Raw genomic sequence first — 22,330 nt, forward strand, 5'->3', positions numbered from 1 at the left:
TAGCCTACTCTTTTACCGCATCCATTTCACGCTCAAGACGCTGAGTTTCGTCAGCTCGCGGCTTGGTGAAGCGCGCCAGAGCTAAATAAAGGACCGGCGCAAGATACAAAGTAAAGAAAATAGCAAAGGCTAAGCCGCCGAACACCACCCAACCAATTGCATTACGTGCTTCAGCACCGGCTCCCAAAGACATAATCAACGGCACCGAGCCCAGTAAGGTTGAGACCAAGGTCATCATGATTGGGCGCAAACGAACTTGAGCGGCATTTTCCACTGCATCCCTTACAGACTGACCTTTATCGCGCAATTGGTCTGCAAATTCCACAAGTAAGATTGAGTTTTTCGCAATTAGACCTATGAGCATAACGAGGCCGATTTGTGAGAAGATATTAATCGAGGTTCCGGTGATAAACAGCGCAAAGAAGGCCGCAGCGATACCAAAGGGTACGGTCGCCATGACCACCACCGCGCTATTGACGCTTTCGAACTGCGCGGCTAGCACTAAGAATACGATGACAAACGCCAAAATATAGGTCAGTGCTACCTCTCGAGACGTCTCTTCATAGGCTTCAGCCTCGCCTAGGAACACCATTCCAATATTATCGGGCAACACGCGCTCTGCGATGTCACGTAGCTTGTTCACCGCCTCTTCAATCGGTAAATCGTCAGGAAGCCCCATATCAATTTCAATAGCACGACGCTGTGCGCGACGCTCTAATTCGGCAGCGACACCCTCTTCAGTTATCGTCGCCAAGGCTGATAAAGGCACCATAGCGCCACTATTAGAGCCAACATATAAGTTGCTTAAATCAGTTGGGTCTTTGATTTGGCTGCGTTCAGCTTGTAAGACGATCGGCACGGACTGGTCGCCCACATTAAGGTCGGCAACATCATCGCCATTCACCGCGGCCCGCAGAGTTGCCGCAATGTCACTCAAAGGCACACCTAGCTCTTCAGCACGCTGGCGGTCAATATTGACCCGCAACTGCGGTTGGGTCGGTTGGAAACCAATCCGGGGGAAGCCAAGCTCTGGCATTTCTTGGCGTATCGCGGCACTAAATTGTTGCGCAACCGCAAAGATTTCTTGGTAATCATCGCCGGTTAACGCCAACTCGAGGCCGCCACCCTGCCCGCGTAAATTCAAACTGTTTGAGCCAAATGCACGCGCCGGAGCGCCAGGAATTTGACTCAAAGGCGGCCGAATTTGATCAATAATCTCTTGCTGCGAGATATCCCGAGCATCCCAATCAGTGAGGCGCACAGTGATAAAGACCAAATTTGGATCCCATTGCCCAACTGCGGTACTGATACTATCGACTGCACCGCCATTAACATACGGCAGCAAAATCTCTTCCATTTGTCGTGCTTGCCGATCCATAAAATTCAAGCCCACACCATCAGGTCCACGTGCGAAAATACGGATGGTTCCACGGTCTTCAGAGGGCATCAACTCGTTGTCTACTGAGGTATAAAGATAGGTCGCAGCACCGGCAATTAAGCTACAGGCGATAAAGACATACCAGGCTTTATTTAGCGCCCAGTGTAAACTTCCAGCATATAGCTTCACAAATCGATTGCCTGCGCGTTGCAGAAGGTTTGGTGCCGCTTTTTTCTCTTTCAATGGCAGTCGTGCAGTTAATGCTGGCACCAAACTGAGTGCGACAAACGATGAAATGACTACGGCTGCGGCCAGTACCCCGCCAAATTCACGGAACAAACGACCGGCGGTTGACGGCAAGAAAGCAATAGGCACAAATACCGCAACAAGAACCGCTGTTGTGGCAACCACAGCGAAAAACACTTCGCGCGTTCCGACCACAGCTGCTGCGCGAGCTCCGAGGCCAAGACTGCGGCGACGCTGAATGTTTTCAGAGACCACAATGGCGTCATCAACAATTAAGCCAGTTGCCAACACCAAAGCGAGTAAGGTCAGGATGTTTACCGAGAAGCCAAGCGCCCAAATGACCGCAATTGCGCCAACCAAGGCAACTGGAATCGCCGCAGCAGGAACAATCGTGGCGCGCCCTGAGCCGATAAACACCCACAAGGTCGCAATAACAAGCAGTATGGTGAGCGCTAACGAGACAAACACCTCTTCTACTGACGAGCGGATAAATTTGGCATCATCAGAGGTGACCGAAATATTCAAATCCGTGAATTGCTCATCAAGACGCTCAACTAAGGCCAGCACATCGTCGGAAATTTGAATAGTGTTGGAGCGCGCCTGACGAATGATACCCAGCCCTAATACAGGTTTCCCATCCATGCGCCGATAACTATTTGCGTCGGCTGGGCTAAAGTACACGTTCGCTACATCACCAATTCGAATTTGATCCCGGACCACAATGTTGGCAACGGCATCCGCGGTAATCGAACTCGCATCAGCACGCACAATCAGTTGCTGATCGGTCGATTTCAAGCTACCCGCTGGCACATCAAACGGCGCTTGCCGTAGCGCTGCGGAAAGATCGGTAACGGTCAGGTTATAACTGGCAAGTCGCAATGGGTCCATGACCACCCGTAGCGTCCGCCGCCGGTCACCGGTTAGGCGAACATCAGCTACCCCAGCAACACTTAAAAAATTAGGTGCAAGATCCGTTTCTACTCGCTCTGTAAGCGTCTCTAAATCAAGTTCATCACTCGATATCGCTAAGTTAACGACTGCCTCGGCATCATTATCGGCTTTTATTACGGCAACATTTTCGACTTCTTCAGGTAATCGCCGCTGAATCCGACTCACCGCTTCGCGGGTCTCATTCGCCGCATTATCTAAATCAATGCCAGGCTGAAACTCAACGACGATGCGTGAACTTCCCTCTTCACTTGAGGCACGAATGGATTTGACCCCGCTCACCCGCGCAACCGCTCCTTCGAGGTAGCGTGTGATCTCAGTGTCGACGGTTTCAGGCGCTCCCCCCGGGAAGCTTGCAGAGACAGTTATGACTGGGCGGTCAACGTCAGGCAATTCACGTACTTCTACGCCATTAATCGCAGCAAGACCCGCGATGATGATTAATAGGTTGAGAACGACGATTAAGATCGGACGACGGATCGCCGTCGAAGGTAAATCACTGAGTTGCGGATTGAACTTCATCGTTACTCTCCCTGCACCGATAAGCTCTGACCAGGCCGAAGCTGCTGCACCCCTTCGATCACCAGCGCATCACCGAGCTGTAATTCACCATTGACCAAAATGCGCCCGGGTAAGCGTTGCTCGATACTGACATTGACTCGCTTTGCTTTCCCTTGTTCGTTGATCCAAACATAAGCGCCCTCTGCCCCCCACATGAGTGCCGCTTCAGGGATCACCGCAAACGCATCGCCGCGCAGCACTAAACTGACGCGAAAACTCATTCCAGGACGTAGGCTATCGTCGCTATTTGCAACCCGAGCTCGCACCGCAATGGTGCGGTTTTGCTGATTAATTCGCGAGTCGACTTGTTCGACAACGGCAGGATAACTCTGCGCTTGTTGATTCCATGGACTCACTGCTAACTCAGCATCATTTTGTAATAGAGGAAGTGCTGTTTCTGGCGCATTAAAGCGGACAAACAGCTCGTCGCGCTGGTCAAGTGTGGTAATCAGAGTGCTGGTATTGATTCGATCACCCGGCTCAAGTTCAGTGAACCCCACCACCCCTGCAAAGGGTGCGCGGACTTTGCGATCTTCAATTTCAATCTTGACTTCGGTGAGCGCCACTTTAAGCAAATCACGCGCAGTGACTGCTGCATCTAGCTCGCTTTGTGCAACCGCACCTTGGGCCCGACTTTGCTCGAGGCGCTTTACAGTGCGCTCAGCGTCAGCGAGTTCAAGCTCGATACGCTGCTTACTTGCCTGCTGACGGCGGTCATCTAGCTGTACCAGTACCTCACCCTCGGCAACCACTTGGCCTGGTTTGAATAAGACGGCATCGACTCGCTCAGCCACTGCAGCATATAAATCAACGGAGCGCACCGCTTCAGCGAATCCGACGACATCAACGCGCGTTAATTTGCGTTCAAAGCCGAGCGGCTGGGTGATAACTAAGGCGGCCTGCTCACCGCCCCAGCGCGATTGCGCCTCGACCTTGGCACTCACCAGAGTCAGTGAGACGGTTAATGCGATAAGCGCGAAATATCCTTGCAGTTTGCTAGCACAAGCAAATGATTTCATTGCGTCGTTGGTCCTGTAATTAATTCGAGCACTCTGAGTGCATGATGTTGCTTATATGTGTATTTGAGCAAAGACGATCAGCAGCGTCGCTCTGATATCGGTGAGTCGCATGTTTTAATAGCCAAGCAACATCCTGAAAAAACGTGAGTGTTTAATTCGTACGTGTTTGAAATAACAGTTCATCTCGAATTTGTCCTTTGGGCGTTTGCACAATGACCACTAAGCGCCATTGCATCATTGGTTCAGTACAGGCACCCACCATACTTTGACCATGCCAAATGCCGTCTCCGCGATGCTCCCAACGGACCGGTAGCCGCCCCATATTCATGTTGATGCCCTCGATAAAGCTGAGCTGAGGTTGTTGCTGTAGCGGAAGCTTCAAAGTGAACTCAAGCGGCTCTTCAACTTGGGGGCGATCCGTAACAAGTTGCAAGTCCAATTGCTGAAATTCTGTTACTGTGGATGGCGCGTCACAGCCAGTTGTTAAAAGCAGCAGGAAAACCCCAGCCACTGCGGCATAAGTGCGACAAATTAGCATTTTGGTACGGTGTCCAATTTGGTGTACATGAAACTGCCTAAAAAATCCGCAAATGTGCGAAATTACTCAATAAAAAGCGCTTGAAAACTGTATTTAACCGGCACTTCGGTCTACACTAGTTCTGTGTTGTTTTATGGTCACAGTGTAGCCGCATTTCAACACCGATTGATACTTTAAAATACTCTGATTTTCCAAGAGCATCAGCAACGGAAACTAAAGATGAGCCAAACCAGTCCACAACAAATAGAATATAATCTCAAGGTCGTTCGACAGTTCGCTGTTATGACCGTTATTTGGGGTATAATCGGTATGGCAGTGGGCACCTTTATTGCTGCCCAACTTGTCTGGCCGGAATTAAACTTTGATATCCCGTACCTTACCTATTCGCGCTTGCGTCCGCTCCACACCAATGCGGTGATTTTTGCGTTCGGAACCTCGGCGCTGATGGGAACCTCGTTCTACATCGTGCAAAAGACATGTAAGACACCTTTGTTCTCGGATAAGCTAGCTGCCTTTGTATTTTGGTCTTGGCAGACCATTATCGTGCTGGCGGTCATTACTCTGCCGCTGGGTTTAACCAGCAGTAAAGAATATGCCGAGCTCGAGTGGCCAATCGACATTTTGATTGCCTTATCGTGGGTTGCTTACATTATTGTGTTCTTTGGTACCTTGGCGAAACGCCGTACCGCACATATTTATGTAGCGAACTGGTTCCTGGGCGCCTTTATCGTGACCGTTGCGGTACTGCATATTGTTAACAGTATGTCAGTCCCCGTCTCTTTCACTAAGTCCTACAGCCTCTACGCGGGTGCTGTCGATGCGATGGTGCAATGGTGGTATGGTCACAATGCTGTTGGCTTCCTGTTGACCGCTGGTTTCTTGGGGATGATGTACTACTTCGTACCGAAGCAAGCAGAACGCCCAGTGTACTCATATCGGTTATCGGTCGTTCACTTTTGGGCGCTTATCTCGCTCTATATTTGGGCTGGTCCACACCATCTTCATTACACCGCCCTACCGGACTGGACTCAGTCGCTCGGGATGGTAATGTCGGTCATTCTGTTCGTGCCATCATGGGGTGGTATGATCAACGGTATTATGACCCTCTCAGGTGCATGGCATAAGCTTAAAACCGATCCAATTCTGCGCTTCTTGATTGTATCGCTGTCGTTCTACGGCATGTCGACTTTCGAAGGCCCGATGATGTCTATCAAATCGGTTAACGCACTTTCGCACTACACTGATTGGACTATTGGTCACGTTCACTCAGGTGCGTTAGGTTGGGTTGCGATGATCACTATCGGCTCGCTCTACTATTTGATCCCACGGTTGTGGAACCAAACCGCAATCTACAACACGCGTTGGGTCAACATTCACTTCTGGTTGCACACTATCGGGGTAGTCCTCTACATCGTTGCGCTGTGGATTTCAGGAGTTATGCAAGGCTTGATGTGGCGCGCAGTCAACTCTGCTGATGGTACCCTAACCTACAGCTTTGTTGAGAGTGTTGAAGCCTCTTATCCATTCTGGTTCATTCGCTTTGTTGCGGGCTTGTTCATTGTCGCCGGTATGATTTTGATGGCCGTGAACTGCTACAAAACAATTCGCCAAGGCACTCCAACTCGTGAAGTGCTTGATGTTCCAGCTCCAGCCACTTCAACTGCTGCTTAAGGAGGGACGACGATGAGCAAAAAAGTTACCCATGAATTCGTCGAGAAACGCGTCGGTTGGCTTGCGGTGTTCACCATTATCGCCATCTCAATTGGTGGCTTAGTGGAAATCACCCCACTGTTATTCCAAAAGCAAACCAACGAGCCAGTAGTTGGGTTAAAGCCCTACACTGCCCTCGAGCTGGAAGGACGTGACATTTATATCCGCGAGAGCTGTAACAGCTGTCATAGCCAAATGATTCGTCCGTTCCGGGCAGAAACAGAACGCTACGGCCACTACAGCCTTGCCGGTGAACATGTCTGGGAGCGCCCATTCCTATGGGGTTCAAAACGTACCGGTCCAGACCTAGCACGAGTTGGTGGTCGCTACTCAGATGAATGGCATTATGTGCATTTAATGAATCCACGTGATGTTGTTCCTGAATCGAACATGCCAGGTTTCCCATGGCTTGCTGAAAACACCTTAGATGGTGAGCTGACAGCGAAGAAAATGGAGACCTTCCGGATGTTTGGCGTCCCTTACACTGACGAGCAAATTGCTGGCGCAAAAGCGGCTGTTTCGGGTAAAACTGAAATGGATGCGCTGATTGCCTATTTGCAAGTGTTAGGAACAGGTTTAACGCAGGCTGAGTAAGATGGATTACATTACTTGGCGTGCATTTTATACCGTTTTAGTTTTTGTACTGTTCATCGGTATTGTGTTTTGGGCGTACAGCAAATCATCTAAGAAAAGCTTTGATGAAGCTGCCAAATCAATCTTCGACGAAGAAGATGTAAACAATACCGAGCGTCAGTCTAAACAGGAGTCTAAGAATAATGAGTAGCTTCTGGAGTGCATGGATTATCGTTCTTACCCTAGTGTTTTTGGTGGTGATTATTGCCATCTTACGCTGGAATATGAAGAACTACACCCATATCAAAGAAGGTGAGTTAATGGATCATGAGTTCGACGGTATTGTCGAAATCAATAATCCATTACCGAAATGGTGGACCATCCTTTTCTGGATCACCATTGTTTGGGGCTTTATTTACCTCGCGCTGTATCCTGGCTTAGGTAACTTTGCGGGTTTGCTCGGCTGGACAAGTTCGAATCAACAAGTGCTCTCACTTGAAGAATCGAAACAAGCTGTCGTGTACGCAAAAGAAGCCGGTAAGATTGTTCAGTATGACCGCGAAATCTCGCAAGCAGATGAACAATTTGGACCGATTTTTGAAGCGTATGCACAACGTCCAATCAAAGAGTTAGTGAACGACGAAGACGCCGTCAAAATTGGTCAACGCCTGTTCCTACAAAACTGTGCCCAGTGTCACGGTTCGAACGCGATGGGTGGAAAAGGTTTCCCTAACCTGACTGACGATGATTGGCTGTACGGCGGCGAGCCGGAGGATATTAAGTATGCCCTCATTCACGGTCGTCGCGGACAAATGCCTGGTTGGAGTCAACAGTTTAATGATCAACAGATCACTGAACTCGCCACCTATGTGATTAGTCTAAGTGGACGTAAGGTTGATCCTCAGCTTGCTGCTGCAGGAAAACAAAACTTTGCGGTCTGCGCGGCCTGTCACGGCATGGACGGTAAAGGTAACCAAATGCTTGGCGCACCAAACCTTACTGACAACATTTGGTTGTACGGTGGTTCGCAAGCAGCGATCGAAGAAACTCTTCACAATGGTCGCTATGGTGTGATGCCAGCATGGAAAGATATCCTTGGTGAGGATAAAATCCATGTCATCACTGCCTATGTTTACGGGCTCTCTCAAGAGTAACTGAGAAACCCCGCTCCGGCGGGGTTTTTTCTAGGAGTATTTTGACCATGCAAGACAAGCCGTGGTATCGCCAAGTCTGGCCTTGGGTATTAATTTCAATCCCCTTTTCAGTTGTTATCGCGATGGCGATTACCTTAACTATCGCTAGCCGATACGGCGACAACCCAATGGTCGTTGATGACTATTATAAGAAGGGTCGCGGGATCAACGCTGAAGTTGAAAAAGTTGTGCAAGCACAACAATTGGGCATTAGCTTCGAATTCAACCATGACCAAGAGCAATTCAGCTTGCGCTACGCGAGCGGCCAACCGGACCAACTTACTGCGTTAAGGCTTAACTTTTACCACAGCACACTCGCTGATCGAGATACTGAAATTGTCGTTACGGCCGATGCAAACGGGGTATTCCGAGGTCAACTCCCGAGTCAACTTGAGGGGAAGTGGACCTTAACGATTACGCCGTTTGATCAGTCTTGGCGGTTGTCGCAAATGATTCGCTTGCCGACTGCGCGAACGCTGAAACTCGAACCGCTCACTTATGGCGTCTAAGCAATGACAGCGCAGCTTCCTGAGCCACCCGAGGGGCATTGCTTTCATTGTTTACAACCCCTCCCTGACGATGGTGCGCTCAAGGTAAAGATTGCCGAACAAGAATTCCCCGTTTGCTGCTACGGGTGCCAAGCCGTAGCACATACCATTGCCGAACATAACCTACTGCATTTCTATCAATATCGCGATACCAGTAATCCACTGCAAATCCCGTTACTGCCAGAAGAACTCACTGAGCTCGAAGCCTATGATGATCCTGACTTGCAGGATGAGATGAGTTATCAAGTCGAACCGAATAGTTCGAATACGGCGCGCGAAACCACCTTAAGTGTTGAAGGAATCACCTGCTCAGCCTGTGCTTGGTTAATCGAGCGTGAATTAGCTCGGCTGAATGGGATTGTGAAAGCTACAGTCAATGCCAGCACGCAACGTTTAACGGTTCGCTGGCAACCAGACCAGGTGAAGTTAAGTCAGATTTTGCAAACGGTTGCGGGGCTCGGGTATCGGGCACTGCCTTTTCAAGCGGCCCAGCAAGAACTTGATTTTAAGCAAAAGCGGCGTTACTTCACCAAGCGCATTGGTGTGGCCGGCTTGGCAACCATGCAAGTGATGATGTTAGCGTTTGGCCTTTATTTTGGGGTGTATAACGATATTGATCCAGAGATCCGCGGTTTTTTCTGGTGGGTCAGCCTTATTTTCGCAACCCCGGTCCTGCTCTATTCAGCGCAGCCTTTTTATCTGAGTGCACTGCGGAGTATCCAAGCTCAGCGTCCCAATATGGATGTTCCGGTGAGTATCGCTCTGCTCGGTGCTTACGGGGCAAGCGCCTATGCCACGATTATTCAGCAAGGTGAGGTGTATTTCGAGTCAGTCAGTATGTTCACCTTCTTCTTGTTGTTGGGTCGATATTTAGAGCTATTGGCCAAGCAGCGCGCCGTTGCTGCCGCAGCAAATTTGATCAAGCTGCTGCCGGCCCTTGCTGAACGTGAACTGCCAAATGGCGAGCTTGAGAGTGTTGCCGCACATAAGTTGCAAGTTGGAGACATTATTCAGGTTAAGGCAGGTGCGAAAGTGCCAGCAGATGGCGAGTTGCTCAGTCAAGTTGCCACCCTTGATGAACATATTTTAACAGGCGAGAGTAAACCGCTGCGCAAAACCTCAGGCCAACCTGTGTATGCAGGCAGTATTAACCAACATAAAAGTTTGCGCGCGCGGGTGACAGCAAGTAGCCAACACACTGTCTTGGCGAGTATTATTCGATTGCAAGATAGTGCCCTCGCGAGCAAGCCTAAATTAGCCCAAACGGCTGAGAACCTAGCCAATAAATTTGTCAGTCGCTTGTTAATACTGGCAACGCTTACCTTCATTGGCTGGAGTTTTTACGATCCAGAGCAAGCCTTCTGGATCACCTTGTCAGTATTAGTCGCAACCTGCCCCTGCGCGCTCGCCTTAGCCGCACCGACCGCCGTCACTGGCGCGATTCATAAACTGAATAAACACGGTATCTTGTTGCGTAATGCCGATACGCTTAACCGAATTCAAAGTATCAAGACAGTGGTGTTCGATAAGACTGGAACACTCACTAATGGCACCTTCTCGCTGCAGCAAACATGGGTCGATCCAAATGCACCTTTTGCAGCCGAGTCATTGCTGCAGCTAGTGGGCAAAATGGAATTAACTGCAACTCACCCGCTTGCACAAGCCTTGGCGCCTTATGCAAAATCAAGTGCTAGCCCAATTCCAGTGCGAAATGTTGAAGAGCACATCGGCTCTGGCATGACTGCTGAAATCGAAGTCGACGGGACGTGGCAAGCAATTCGACTCGGTAGCCTCAGTTATATTTGTGAGTGGCACCCCAATTTTGTCCCTGCGAGTAACGAGTTTCAGGTATTTCTTGCAAGCCAGCAAGAAGTGTATCTCGCGCTTGCCTTAGGCGATTCCGTACGCGCCGAAATGGCCACTACCGTGCAAGCGCTGAAGCAGCAAAATATTAAGTTAGTGATGCTTACTGGCGATCAATGGGCCCCTGCGCAACAGCTCGCAGATCAACTCCAGTTAGACCAAGTTGTGGCACAATGTAGCCCAGCGGATAAACTTAACTATGTCACTAAATTGCAGCAACAAGGCGCAGTGCTGATGATCGGTGATGGGGTCAACGACGGGCCAGTATTAGCGCAAGCCGATATTGCGGTAACCTTCAGTGAAGCCGCTGATTTAGCGCGGACAGCTGCCGATGTGGTCCTACTCCAAGGTAAAGGCAGTAGTCTCCTGCAGTTTTGGCAAATTGCTGCGCGCGCCCGCACTATTATGCGACAAAACATCATCTGGGCATTGGTCTACAATATTATTATTATTCCTGTTGCGGTGGCCGGCTTTATTACGCCATATTGGGCAGCACTTGGTATGTCTGCAAGTTCATTACTGGTGTTACTGAATTCATTGAGGTTATATCGTTAAATGGAAAGTCTCTATATTCTCATTCCTATCGCAATCGTGTTTGTCATTCTTGCCGTGGTGATATTTTTCTGGGCGGTGCGAACCGAGCAATTTGAAGATCTCGAGCGTAAAGGAATGGATGTCTTACTTGATGACGACGATCCCAAGCCATCAGCGCCGCAGCCAAAGTCTAAACAAGATTCTAAGTGATGAATGACCCGCAATTACTGATCGCCCTATCAACCGCCCTGATCATGGGCTTAGCGGGTTCTGGTCATTGTTTAATGATGTGTGGTGGTATCGCTGGAGCTTTTGCCAGCCAGCGCCCAAGCGCGGCCCAATTGTTAATCTATAACCTCGGCCGCATCACCAGTTACTGTCTCGCTGGAGCGCTCCTCGGTGGTGCTTTCGCATCATTGCAATATGTCACCCCAAATGCCCTGCTCTATTTGCGCATTTTTGCGGCCCTACTTTTGATCGTATTTGGTTTATATCTCGGTAATTGGTGGCAGGGTCTGCGGTATATCGAACGGCTAGGAATGCCACTTTGGCAACGACTGCAACCACTTGCCAAACGCCAACGTGGCGCGACACGTTTTCTTCCCATCTATAGCGCCGGTCTGCTCTGGGGCTGGCTCCCATGTGGCTTGGTTTATAGCGCCTTGAGCTGGGCGGCAGTGAGCGGTTCGCTTCTGAATGGCAGCCTGATCATGCTGGTATTCGGGCTTGGCACCTTGCCTGCGATGTTCGCATTTGGTTGGTTTAGCACAGGGTTACAGAGTATTTTACGTTCGCAAGGTATGCGTAAACTATTTGGCCTCGTGATGATTGGCTATGGCTGCTGGATGCTGTTTATTGCGCTGCGTCAATATTCCCAACTGTTTTAAATTGTCATTTTGAAAGTTTGTTAGCTAAGCTGATAAGTATCTAGTTAACAGGGAGTTTCACCATGACGTGTGTCAACAATATTCTGGTTGTCCTTGATGCCGACAAGCAACAGCAAAAAGCTCTAAACCGCGCCTTGCATCTGGCTCGTATCGCCTCAGCCAAGTTGACGCTGCTGCTCTCCATTTACGATTTTTCTTACGAAATGACCACTATGTTGGCCGCCGACGAGCGTAACTCGATGCGGGACAATTTAATCAATGACCGCAAAGTATGGGTGCATGATTTGCTCGATGCATACAATACACGAGGGCTTGAAATCGAAGTCAAAGTTGTTTGGCATAATCGTCCTTTTGAAGCCATTATCGAAACCGCGATTGCTGGCAAGCATGACATTATTGTCAAAGCCACTCACCATCATGAAGGCCTAAGTACCCTGCTGTTCACTCCAACCGACTGGCATCTGCTCCGCAAAGCGCCGTGTCTGGTGTTGTTGGTGAAAGAACATGATTGGCCTGAACATGGCAAAGTGCTGGCAGCCATCCATACCACCGCTGAGCATGAGCACCATCACGATCTCAATACTCGGATCACTGAACAAGCATTACGCTTCGCTCAGTGCCTCCACAGTGACGTGCATTTGGTGAATGCATATCCTGGCGCTCCCGTTGCAATTGCAGCAGAGATCCCTGAATTTGATATTGGCGATTATCGCGATACCATCGCCGAAAATCATCGCCAAGCACTTGCAGAGCATGGGGCCAAGCATCAAATTGATGCAGCCCAGCAGCATGTCCGCGAGGGATTACCAGAACAAGTCATTCCTGAGCTTGCCGAAGAGCTCGATGCCGAACTGGTGGTGCTCGGCACCATTGGCCGCACGGGCTTGAGCGCCGCATTGCTCGGTAACACTGCTGAACACGTCATCGAGCGGTTAAATTGTGACCTATTAGCAGTTAAACCAGTGGGATTTAAATCACCGGTTAAGGTATAATCCACGCCGTTTTAACTGAGCTTGAAGGGCATTATGGCAGGGCAACAGCAGTACGGATTTAATAAACTTCAAAAGCGTATTCGCCGGGATGTAGGGCGCGCCATTGAAGACTTTAATATGATCGAAGATGGCGACCGCGTTATGGTGTGTCTCTCCGGTGGCAAAGATTCGTATACCCTGCTCGATGTGCTGCGCTATCTGCAGCGCATCGCACCTATTTCATTTGAGTTAATTGCAGTTAATCTAGACCAAAAGCAGCCCGGCTTTCCCGAGCATGTGTTGCCCGACTATTTAACAGCCGAAGGCGTTGACTTCAAGATTATTGAAGAAGACACCTACTCTATCGTGAAAGAAAAAGTACCTGAAGGTAAAACCACCTGCTCACTTTGCTCGCGCCTGCGTCGTGGAATTCTTTATCGGGTCGCAACCGAGCTTGGCGCAACAAAAATTGCACTCGGTCACCATCGCGATGACCTCATCGAAACCATGCTGTTGAATATGTTCTATGGCGGCAAATTAAAAGCCATGCCACCAAAGTTGGTCACCGATAATGGTGAACATGTGGTGATCCGCCCGCTCGCTTATGCCCGTGAAAAAGACATCGCAAAATACGCTGAGGCGATGGCTTTTCCGATTATTCCGTGCAACTTGTGCGGCTCTCAAGAAAACCTGCAGCGCAAAGTCGTGAAGCAAATGCTGCAAGGTTGGGATAAACAGTTTCCAGGTCGGATAGAAAGCATGTTTAGCGCACTGCAAAATGTGGTACCGTCGCACCTTGCTGATCCGCAACTGTATCCGTTCCAAAGCATTCAAGCCACGGGTGTGGCTGGCGCGGATGGCGATACCGCTTTTGACCCACCCGAATTAGTCGGAAGCGCCGCTTTTGTCGATGCCGATGACCAGCAACAGCAGGCTGAACTCGCTATTCCGGTGGTGCAGCAGGTTCGCTAACCTGCTCATCCATCACCGTTAGAATAATGGGTCGGTTAACCCGGATCATGGCGTTTAATTCGGCAATGTACTCTTCACCGCGTTCAGAATAGCTGAGCAACCCAGGGGTCAAATCGAGTGCCCGAATCTCCTCACCGTTTAACCGTCTTTTCTCACGAATCGCGCGCAGCTGCGCATAAGCCGGATGAGTATTAATATTGAGTAAATAGCTGCGCACCGATGCATTTACCGATTCAAAGCGACGCACTTCATGATTGGCGTCATCTGAGCGTGCATTAGGGACTAATCCACAGCCTTCCGAAAAACACCACTGACCAAAAAAGTTTAACGCATCTCGGGCAAAGCGCGATGTCCCCCAACCCGATTCGTTTGCCGCTTGCACCAGTACAAGCGTTTCCGGTACGACATCAACGCGACGCTTGAGTGCACTCAAGCTGGCGCTTAGCTCTCCTTCTGGCTCAAAATCGACCCGATAACGATCGGCTAAGCGCTCTAAAAACTGCAGTTGCTCTTGATTAAGCGCAGTCAACCCCTGTTCATTTATTATCGCTTCTAATGCGAGTAATTGCAGGCGTTGCCATTCAATTCGGTCGTTTTCAGCAGCAACTAAGGGCGCTAAAAAGCCAAAAAACGCTTGCTTACGGTCACGCACTGATTGATACGCAGAGAAATCGGGGACATCCGTTTCCAGTGGCGCTGAAACAGGAACCATAGCGACCTTAGTCACCGCAGCTGGCACCGGTGCTGCGGTCCCAACTGCTGACGTTTGTAGCAGCCAGCGTGGGCTGTAAATAGCGAGGCCAATCAGGGCTGCGGCAAATAAAAAGAGTAACGTGCGTAGCATTAATCCTCCGTTATCGGCGGCGAATTGAGTTGCTCCGAGCCATCTCCAAACAATGTAATGTAAATGACACCGGTCAGATTGTGCAGCATCGGTACCGTAAAGATAAGCCCGATGAGTAAGGGTAATGCGCTGATAAATAGGATGATATACATCAACGCAAGTAATATAAGTACGCGCCAAAAGTAATTCTTGATCACCAAGAACGACCCCATGATGGCGCGCCCAACGCTAAACTGGCGATGGACGATCAAAGGCATCATTAAAGTGAGTAAGATCATCGATGACACCATCAGCATAACAGCCAAAACGATCGCTAATGCGGGGCTTAGCCAAGATAATACCAACACCGGAATAAACACTGCTGCCAGCAAGATCAGATATTGTGCAAACGATGCAAGGACCACACGCGGCGCGAGTCGCAAGGCATCACCAACGTATTTAAATGAGAGCTGTTGGTCATTGGCATTGATAATACCCATCAACGTCAAAATGGCGTACACCGGGGCGATCAGGAATTGTGGCACAATCATATTAATCACGCCGTTGGTCACATTAACAGTTTCGGGCTCCGGCCCTCCAGGCGGAAAATACTGCTCTAGAACACCAGATAGAAGCGAAGATAAAATGATGGTTACTACTGCAATAGGTAACATCACCGGCAATGAGCGTAAGGTAATTTCCCAGCTTCGCTGCAATGCATTCCCTAATTTGAAATCAATTGCACCCGCTGCTGCAGCTGCATAATTCCCGCGTTCCACTGGTATTTTATCGTCACTCATGAACCATTTACTTCCGTTTCGTTTATGATGTCGATTAGTTTATCATTAAAGCCAATTGAAGTGCCAAATCTAGCAACCGACCGAGAAAGTAAGTATGCCAAAAACCACTCCCCCGTTTCGTCGTACCCGGGCTAAACACACCAAACCACGCCCCGCTAACCCGAAACTCGTGCTACTGAACAAACCGTATGGGGTGATGAGTCAATTCTCCGGTGACCCCATTGAGCAAACCTTAAAAGCCTATGTCCCTTTTAAAGACGTTTATCCTGCAGGCCGTCTGGACAAGGACAGTGAGGGATTGCTACTGCTCACCAATGACGGCAGCTTGCAAGATAAAATCGCACATCCAAAACATAAGTTAGTTAAAACCTATTGGGTTCAAGTTGAAGGCGAGCCGACCGAGCAGCAATTGCAACAGTTGATGCAAGGCGTTGAGCTAAACGATGGTATGACCCGCCCCGCGGAAGCCTTTCGGATGCCTGAGCCCACCAACCTCTGGCCGCGTAATCCACCGATTCGAGAGCGTAAAAGCATCCCTGACAGTTGGATTTGTGTGCGCATCAGTGAAGGTCGTAATCGCCAAGTACGCCGTATGACGGCTGCTGTGGGTCTACCCACCTTGCGCCTGATTCGGGCCGCGATCGGCCCTTGGCAATTGCAGACTTTGCAGCCAGGCGAGTGGCGCGAGGTCCCGCCAGTATGGTAAAATAACCGCCAGTTGTTATTTCCATTCTGCACAATATTATCGGGGCCTATGTCGAATTCAGCCAAAAAAGTAATCGTCGGTATGTCCGGCGGTGTTGATTCTTCTGTTTCTGCGTATCTTCTCATCGAGCAAGGCTATCAAGTTGAAGGCCTGTTTATGAAGAACTGGGAAGAGGATGACACCGATGAATACTGTGCCGCGGCAGAAGACTTGGCAGACGCTCAAGCAGTTTGCGATAAGCTCGGTATCCCCTTGCATACGGTCAATTTTGCCACCGAATACTGGGATAATGTGTTTGAGTACTTTCTGGCCGAGTATCGTGCTGGGCGGACTCCAAATCCCGATATCATGTGTAACAAAGAAATCAAATTCAAAGCGTTTTTAGAGTTTGCCGCAACGGCACTTGGGGCCGATTATATTGCCACCGGACATTATGTCCGCCGCCGCGAAGTCGACGGTAAATGGCAGCTACTGCGTGGTCTCGACGATAATAAAGACCAAAGCTATTTCTTGTATACCTTGTCCCATGAACACGTGGCGCAGACCCTCTTCCCAGTTGGTGAGTTGGAAAAGCCGAAAGTGCGTGAAATTGCCGAGCAGCAAGGCTTAGTGACGGCAAGTAAAAAAGATTCAACCGGTATTTGCTTTATTGGTGAGCGCAAGTTCAAAGACTTTTTACAGCAATATCTTCCTGCCCAACCCGGCCCTATCGAAACCGTCGATGGTAAGATCGTCGGTGAACACGAAGGGCTGATGTATCATACCTTAGGGCAGCGCAAAGGGCTTCACATTGGCGGCCTCGCTGATGCGGGAGATGAACCTTGGTATGTGGTTGATAAAGATATCGAGCGTAACACCCTGATCGTTGCCCAAGGCAAGCAGCATCCGCGACTATTCTCCACCGGCCTGCGCGCAGCGCAAATGCACTGGGTCAATCGTCAAGCCCCAACGCAGCCGTTCCAAGCCACGGTCAAAACACGCTACCGCCAAGCAGATATCCCCTGCTTAGTGACACCACAGTCAGATGGCTCTGTTATCGTCACCTTTACTCAGCCTGTAGCGGCGGTAACCCCCGGGCAATCTGCGGTCTTCTATCAAGCCGAAGTGTGTCTCGGTGGAGGCATCATCGAGCAACGCCTCGCGTCTCATCTGGCGGATGATGAGGTCAAACTATGAATATATGGCAGCAACGCGTGCTCGCTCTCGCCGCTGCTGCCCAAGCTGCGGCAGCTGTCAAACAGCTCGCTCGTACCGGTAAATTAGCCGATAGTGCAGTCGCAGAGGTCTTAGTCAGCAGTGTTCTAAATCAACAAAGTGCTGACTTTAATGCGGTTTATGGGGCTCCAGATAAAGTGGTTTGGGGGCTACAACAACTGCTGATCCAGCTCGGTAATAGTCGCCAGAAGGATATCGAAGTCACCCGCTATGTCGTCGGTATGATGGCGCTTGAGCGCAAACTTTCGCGCACCCCAAAGGTTGGCGACAAATTGAGCCAACGGCTGCAACAAGTCCAACAGCAACGACAGCATTTTAATTTTGATCAAGCAACTGTGAATGCCAATTTAGCAGGTGTTTATAGCGATTTAATTTCACCCCTACTGCGGCCCTTACAAATCAGTGGTAAACCTGAATATTTACAACAAACTCAGGTACAAAACCAAATTCGAACCGCCCTCCTAGCTGGAATTCGCGCACTGGTGTTATGGCGCCAATTGGGTGGCAAACGACGTCATTTTTTATTTTCACGGCAACGAATGGTGCGCAGTGCAAGCGCTCAATTAGCCGAATTACGTGGATAACCCGGAGTCCAAGTCATGATGAATCTTTCTTCTCTTACCGCACTATCACCTGTAGATGGCCGCTACGGCAGTAAAGCTGCTGCACTGCGTCCTTTATTTAGTGAGTTTGGACTTATCCATAAGCGGGTTACAGTTGAAGTTCGCTGGTTACAACAACTCGCAAAAATTGCTGAAATCACTGAAGTTCCAGCATTATCAACCGAAGCCAATGCGTTTCTCGAAGAGATCATTCAGAATTTTTCTGAGCAAGATGCGGCGCGCGTTAAAGAAATTGAAAGCACCACCAATCATGATGTCAAAGCCGTTGAATACTTTTTGAAAGAAAAGGTAGCGGCACTCCCCGAACTTGCGGCGGTGAGTGAGTTTATTCACTTCGCCTGTACCTCAGAAGATATTAATAACCTGTCACATGGCTTAATGCTCAAAGAAGCCTTAGCTGATGTTATGTTGCCAGCCATGGAGCAAGTGTTCGCAGCGGTTGCTGGATTAGCAAAAGAACATAAGCAGGTTGCCATGATGGCACGCACCCACGGCCAACCCGCGACCCCCACCACTATGGGGAAAGAGATGGCTAACGTGGCGGTCCGTTTACGTCGCCAACTCGAGCAAATCAAAGCGATTCCGCTGCTCGGTAAAATCAATGGCGCAGTCGGAAACTATAATGCCCATCTTGCGGCGTACCCGCAGGTCAACTGGCATCAAGTATCTGAACAGTTTGTCAGCTCACTTGGCCTAGAATGGAATGCGTTCACGACTCAGATCGAGCCACATGACTACATTGCTGAATTATTCGATGCAGTCGCGCGTTTCAATACCACTGTCATCGATTTAGATCGCGACGTTTGGGGCTATATTGCATTGAACCATTTCAAGCAAAAAACCATTGCTGGCGAAGTCGGTTCTTCGACTATGCCGCACAAGGTCAACCCGATTGATTTCGAAAACTCCGAAGGTAATCTTGGCTTAGCCAATGCCATCATGGCGCATCTTGCGGCCAAATTACCGGTCAGTCGTTGGCAGCGTGACTTAACCGATTCTACGGTACTGCGTAACCTCGGAGTTGGTTTTGCTTACGCCTTAATCGCGTATCAGGCGACTTTGAAAGGGATCAGCAAGCTCGAAGTTAATGAAGCAGTCCTGCTGAATGAACTCGACCAAAACTGGGAGCTGTTAGCAGAGCCTATCCAAACGGTTATGCGCCGTTATCACATCGATAAGCCGTATGAAAAACTGAAAGAGCTGACCCGCGGTAAACGCATTAACCAGGCGGATTTAGCTGTGTTTATCGACAATCTTGAGCTCCCTGATGAGGTCAAAGATGAGCTTAAAAAGTTAACTCCAGCCGCCTATATTGGGCGAGCCGAAGCATTTGTTGACGATTTCCTGGCCAGTTTATGAGTTATCAGCTGCAGTTAGATATCCGCCAATTCTTAACTGAATATTGGCAACAAAAGCCCTGCTTGATCAAAGCAGGCTTTGCCGACTTTGAAGACCCAATTGCAGCAGAGATTCTGGCTGGGCTGGCACTTGAAGAAGGGGTTGACGCGCGCATTGTTGAGCATCGTCAACAGCAATGGCAAGTGAGCCATGGCCCCTTTACCGAGTATGAGCAATATGGCGAAGAAGATTGGACTTTGCTGGTACAAGCGGTGAATGAGTGGATTCCTGAGGTGCAACAACTGGTGCCGCCATTTCGGTTTTTGCCAGATTGGCGGATCGATGATGTGATGGTGAGCTTTGCCACCGAAGGTGGTGGGGTTGGCCCTCATGTTGATCAATATGATGTGTTTATTATTCAAGGCAGCGGCGAACGCCATTGGCGGGTTGGTGAACGTCTTAGTCAAGACGCGATAAAGGCACGTACCCACTGTCCAACGACAGACTTAAAGCTTATTGAAGGTGAGTTCACTGCACTTATCGACGCAAAACTCGAAGCTGGAGATATCTTGTACATTCCTGCAGGCTGCCCTCATGAAGGTACCGGCTTGAGTCCTTCGATGTCTTATTCAGTCGGATTTAGAGCGCCGAACCAAGCGGAGCTATTAAGCCAATTAGCAGATATTATGCTGCAGCAGGACGATACCGACTCACCACGCTATCGTGATCCACAAGCAGCTGACTACGGACCTGCTTGGCAGTTATCTGAACAACAGGTGAACGCGGTCAGCCAGTTTTTAACCGAATCAATCGCCAGTCCCCAGCTACCTGAGCTGATTGGCCGCGCCCTGTCGGTTCCTAAACGCCCGCTACCTGCGCCTAGCCTACCGTTAACGGATCATCAGTTAACGCATGCACTCAAAGAGCCAAGTATGTTGTTGTGTCGCGCATCAGGAGCCAAAATACTCATCAACGCGAGCTGCGACCAACTCTATGCTGCCGGTGAAGTATTTCAACTGAATCATAAGCAACAAGCGTTTGCGCGCGCATTAGCAGAACAGGACGAGGATACCCCTGCAACCGAGTACGTCGATCTTATGCAGGCCCATGATAATCGGGAATTGTTGCAGGAATTATTGCAATTAGGGGTGATATTCTTCGAGCAGCTTGAAGCGTAAAACGAGGGCTTAGCCCTCGTTTTGCCAAAGCTGTTTGTCTTCTGTGGCTGCGTAAATGCCTTCGGCACGCTCGATTAAATAGCGCGCGTAACGCATTTGCTCAGGGTCTTGTGCCATTTTCTCATCACGCATAATCGCTTCTGCTTTGAGTTGCCATTGCAAAGCAAAGTGCTTCATCGCATCACGTGCTGAAGGCGCCGCTTTTTCACCAACGATATCAGTTGGCACGTCACCATTGATGAGCCACAAATTCTTACGGTCTTTGGTCTCAAATTTCCATACCGCAAGGTAAGGCACTAAATAGCGGCTATCTTTGGTTAACACCCGCTCAGGCAAAATGCCCTGCTCGGCAAGATATTTATTGGCTGCTTGAAACTGCGAGCGAACCCATTCACTGGCTTCAGCTTCAGAATATTGTTTCGGTTCTGGGGTTGTGTTTTCCATCTTTCTATACTTTTTAGTCACGACTTAAAGAACTAATAGTACCTTGAAGAACCCCTTATTCCTAGTCGTTTGCAAGGCAATTTCACTGTGCATGAAAAAGTTTACGTTAACGTAAACGATATTTCACTGGTTCGACTAGCCTACAACAAAACAAAGTGATAATGTGCGCGCAATTTTGGACAAGAACGAGGACGTTCCAACTATGTCTCTATTCGAGCACAATGAATTTGATCAACACGAACAGGTCGTTTTCTGTCATGACAAAGAGACCGGTCTCAAAGCAATCATTGCGATTCATGATACCACTCTTGGTCCATCGCTCGGCGGTACTCGCCTCTGGAACTACAGCTCATCAGCAGAAGCTTTGACTGATGTGCTGCGGTTATCGAAAGGGATGACCTATAAAAGTGCCCTCGCTGGCCTGCCCCTAGGTGGCGGCAAAGCTGTCATCATTGGCGACGCGAAAACCATCAAGACCCCTGCGCTATTTCGTGCTTACGGGCGCTTTATTAACTCATTAAGTGGACGTTATATCACTGCTGAAGATGTGAATATTCGCACCAGTGATATCGCAATCGTTGCCGAAGAAACCTCATTCGTTGCGGGAACTGCAGAGAAAGCCGGTGACCCATCACCGCATACTGCACTGGGCACCTATTTAGGCCTTAAAGCAGCGGTTAAACACAAATTTGGCCAAGAAAACCTAGTTGGTTTAAAAATCGCGGTGCAAGGACTCGGTGCAGTCGGTTATGACTTTGCTGCCTATTGTGCCAAAGATGGGGCACAGCTTTTCGTAACCGATATCAATGAAGAAGCCTGTCAACGTGCGGCCACTGAACTTAATGCGACCGTAGTCGGACTTGATGAAATTTACGGCTTAGATGTAGATATTTATGCGCCGTGTGCATTGGGTGCCACCATCAATGATGACACTCTACCGCAGTTAAAGGCTAAAATTGTTGCGGGTAGTGCCAACAACCAGTTAGCAACCCCAGCACATGACCAAAAACTCATGGATATGGGTATCTTGTATGCGCCGGATTATGTGATCAATGCTGGCGGCGTGATCCACGTCTGCTCTGAAGCTGCACATATGTCGCTGCAAGAAACCGAAGAACGTGTCCGCAATATCTATAATACGCTCGACACTATCTTTACTCGCTCAGCTGCCGAGCAACGCCCAACTGGGATTATTGCTGATGAGCTGGCGCGCGAAGTTATTGCCAAAGCAAAAGCTGCAAAGCAGGCCTAACGCCTGCTTT

At 49.4% G+C, this 22,330-nt stretch carries 22 protein-coding genes; 16 read left to right on the forward strand and 6 right to left on the reverse strand.

Annotation, left to right across the window (positions count from 1 at the left end; translation table 11 throughout):
* Positions 1-4 precede the first annotated feature (4 nt).
* The 3 genes from CWI83_RS02345 to CWI83_RS02355 form a co-directional block, all read right to left on the reverse strand.
* Positions 5-3,094 carry an efflux RND transporter permease subunit gene (locus tag CWI83_RS02345; protein WP_126825161.1) on the reverse strand — a complete coding sequence of 1,030 codons (3,090 nt, stop codon included), beginning with the start codon at positions 3,092-3,094 and terminating at the stop codon, positions 5-7.
* Positions 3,095-3,096: 2 nt separating this feature from the next.
* On the reverse strand, positions 3,097-4,152 hold the full coding sequence (locus CWI83_RS02350) for an efflux RND transporter periplasmic adaptor subunit (protein WP_126825164.1): 1,056 nt from the start codon (positions 4,150-4,152) through the stop codon (positions 3,097-3,099).
* A 151-nt stretch (positions 4,153-4,303) separates the two neighbouring features.
* Positions 4,304-4,690, reverse strand: a complete 387-nt coding sequence (locus CWI83_RS02355) for a hypothetical protein (protein ID WP_126825167.1) — start codon at positions 4,688-4,690, stop codon at positions 4,304-4,306.
* Positions 4,691-4,909: 219 nt separating this feature from the next.
* Between CWI83_RS02355 and ccoN the strand changes: the two genes are divergently transcribed.
* The 10 genes from ccoN to ttcA all read left to right on the forward strand — a co-directional run bounded on the left by ccoN (position 4,910) and on the right by ttcA (position 13,941).
* Positions 4,910-6,361: a cytochrome-c oxidase, cbb3-type subunit I gene (gene ccoN, locus CWI83_RS02360; protein ID WP_126825170.1), complete on the forward strand. Its 1,452-nt coding sequence runs from the start codon at positions 4,910-4,912 to the stop codon at positions 6,359-6,361.
* A 12-nt stretch (positions 6,362-6,373) separates the two neighbouring features.
* Positions 6,374-6,994, forward strand: a complete 621-nt coding sequence (gene ccoO / locus CWI83_RS02365) for a cytochrome-c oxidase, cbb3-type subunit II (RefSeq protein ID WP_126825173.1) — start codon at positions 6,374-6,376, stop codon at positions 6,992-6,994.
* 1 nt (position 6,995) lies between these two features.
* Entirely contained in the window at positions 6,996-7,184 is a 189-nt protein-coding gene (locus tag CWI83_RS02370; RefSeq protein WP_126825176.1) for a cbb3-type cytochrome oxidase subunit 3, read from the forward strand.
* The gene (gene ccoP / locus CWI83_RS02375) at positions 7,177-8,127 is read left to right on the forward strand and encodes a cytochrome-c oxidase, cbb3-type subunit III (RefSeq protein WP_126825179.1); all 951 of its coding nucleotides are present in this window, start codon (positions 7,177-7,179) and stop codon (positions 8,125-8,127) included. Before CWI83_RS02370 ends, ccoP begins: the two co-directional genes overlap by 8 nt.
* Positions 8,128-8,174: 47 nt before the next feature.
* Positions 8,175-8,675 (forward strand): FixH family protein, encoded by a 501-nt coding sequence (locus tag CWI83_RS02380; RefSeq protein ID WP_126825182.1) that lies wholly within the window; start codon positions 8,175-8,177, stop codon positions 8,673-8,675.
* Positions 8,676-8,678: 3 nt separating this feature from the next.
* Positions 8,679-11,132, forward strand: coding sequence for a heavy metal translocating P-type ATPase (locus tag CWI83_RS02385; RefSeq protein WP_126825185.1), 2,454 nt, complete (start codon positions 8,679-8,681; stop codon positions 11,130-11,132).
* Positions 11,133-11,321 carry a cbb3-type cytochrome oxidase assembly protein CcoS gene (gene ccoS, locus CWI83_RS02390; protein WP_126825188.1) on the forward strand — a complete coding sequence of 63 codons (189 nt, stop codon included), beginning with the start codon at positions 11,133-11,135 and terminating at the stop codon, positions 11,319-11,321.
* Positions 11,321-11,998: a sulfite exporter TauE/SafE family protein gene (locus CWI83_RS02395; protein WP_241969852.1), complete on the forward strand. Its 678-nt coding sequence runs from the start codon at positions 11,321-11,323 to the stop codon at positions 11,996-11,998. Before ccoS ends, CWI83_RS02395 begins: the two co-directional genes overlap by 1 nt.
* A gap of 62 nt (positions 11,999-12,060) precedes the next feature.
* Positions 12,061-12,990: a universal stress protein UspE gene (gene uspE / locus CWI83_RS02400; protein ID WP_126825191.1), complete on the forward strand. Its 930-nt coding sequence runs from the start codon at positions 12,061-12,063 to the stop codon at positions 12,988-12,990.
* 33 nt (positions 12,991-13,023) lie between these two features.
* On the forward strand, positions 13,024-13,941 hold the full coding sequence (gene ttcA, locus CWI83_RS02405; RefSeq protein WP_126825194.1) for a tRNA 2-thiocytidine(32) synthetase TtcA: 918 nt from the start codon (positions 13,024-13,026) through the stop codon (positions 13,939-13,941).
* On the opposite strand, the gene CWI83_RS02410 is transcribed toward ttcA, so the two are convergent.
* Together CWI83_RS02410 and CWI83_RS02415 are read right to left on the reverse strand one after the other, a co-directional pair.
* A complete protein-coding gene (locus CWI83_RS02410; RefSeq protein ID WP_126825197.1) occupies positions 13,913-14,785 on the reverse strand; it encodes a glucosaminidase domain-containing protein in 873 nt (290 codons plus the stop codon). The genes ttcA and CWI83_RS02410 overlap by 29 nt on opposite strands.
* The gene (locus tag CWI83_RS02415) at positions 14,785-15,564 is read right to left on the reverse strand and encodes a hypothetical protein (protein WP_126825199.1); all 780 of its coding nucleotides are present in this window, start codon (positions 15,562-15,564) and stop codon (positions 14,785-14,787) included. Before CWI83_RS02415 ends, CWI83_RS02410 begins: the two co-directional genes overlap by 1 nt.
* 94 nt (positions 15,565-15,658) lie before the next feature.
* Between CWI83_RS02415 and CWI83_RS02420 the strand changes: the two genes are divergently transcribed.
* Genes CWI83_RS02420 through CWI83_RS02440 form a run of 5 tightly spaced genes read left to right on the forward strand, consistent with a single transcriptional unit; the run spans position 15,659 to position 20,624 of the window.
* Positions 15,659-16,270, forward strand: a complete 612-nt coding sequence (locus CWI83_RS02420) for a pseudouridine synthase (RefSeq protein ID WP_126825202.1) — start codon at positions 15,659-15,661, stop codon at positions 16,268-16,270.
* Positions 16,271-16,318: 48 nt separating this feature from the next.
* Positions 16,319-17,446, forward strand: coding sequence for a tRNA 2-thiouridine(34) synthase MnmA (gene mnmA, locus CWI83_RS02425; RefSeq protein WP_126825205.1), 1,128 nt, complete (start codon positions 16,319-16,321; stop codon positions 17,444-17,446).
* Positions 17,443-18,069, forward strand: a complete 627-nt coding sequence (gene hflD / locus CWI83_RS02430; RefSeq protein WP_126825208.1) for a high frequency lysogenization protein HflD — start codon at positions 17,443-17,445, stop codon at positions 18,067-18,069. Before mnmA ends, hflD begins: the two co-directional genes overlap by 4 nt.
* A gap of 18 nt (positions 18,070-18,087) precedes the next feature.
* Complete coding sequence (gene purB, locus CWI83_RS02435) at positions 18,088-19,467, forward strand: adenylosuccinate lyase (protein WP_126826032.1); 1,380 nt, start codon at positions 18,088-18,090, stop codon at positions 19,465-19,467.
* On the forward strand, positions 19,464-20,624 hold the full coding sequence (locus CWI83_RS02440; RefSeq protein ID WP_126825211.1) for a cupin domain-containing protein: 1,161 nt from the start codon (positions 19,464-19,466) through the stop codon (positions 20,622-20,624). Before purB ends, CWI83_RS02440 begins: the two co-directional genes overlap by 4 nt.
* Before the next feature lie 9 nt (positions 20,625-20,633).
* On the opposite strand, the gene CWI83_RS02445 is transcribed toward CWI83_RS02440, so the two are convergent.
* Positions 20,634-21,068, reverse strand: a complete 435-nt coding sequence (locus tag CWI83_RS02445) for a DUF4826 family protein (RefSeq protein ID WP_126825213.1) — start codon at positions 21,066-21,068, stop codon at positions 20,634-20,636.
* A 202-nt stretch (positions 21,069-21,270) separates the two neighbouring features.
* Here CWI83_RS02445 and CWI83_RS02450 point away from each other — a divergent pair, with 202 nt between their 5' ends.
* Positions 21,271-22,320 carry a Glu/Leu/Phe/Val dehydrogenase dimerization domain-containing protein gene (locus CWI83_RS02450; protein ID WP_126825216.1) on the forward strand — a complete coding sequence of 350 codons (1,050 nt, stop codon included), beginning with the start codon at positions 21,271-21,273 and terminating at the stop codon, positions 22,318-22,320.
* Positions 22,321-22,330 lie beyond the last annotated feature (10 nt).

The sequence above is a fragment of the Pseudidiomarina taiwanensis genome (genome assembly GCF_003987435.1).
Lineage (GTDB): Bacteria > Pseudomonadota > Gammaproteobacteria > Enterobacterales > Alteromonadaceae > Pseudidiomarina > Pseudidiomarina taiwanensis.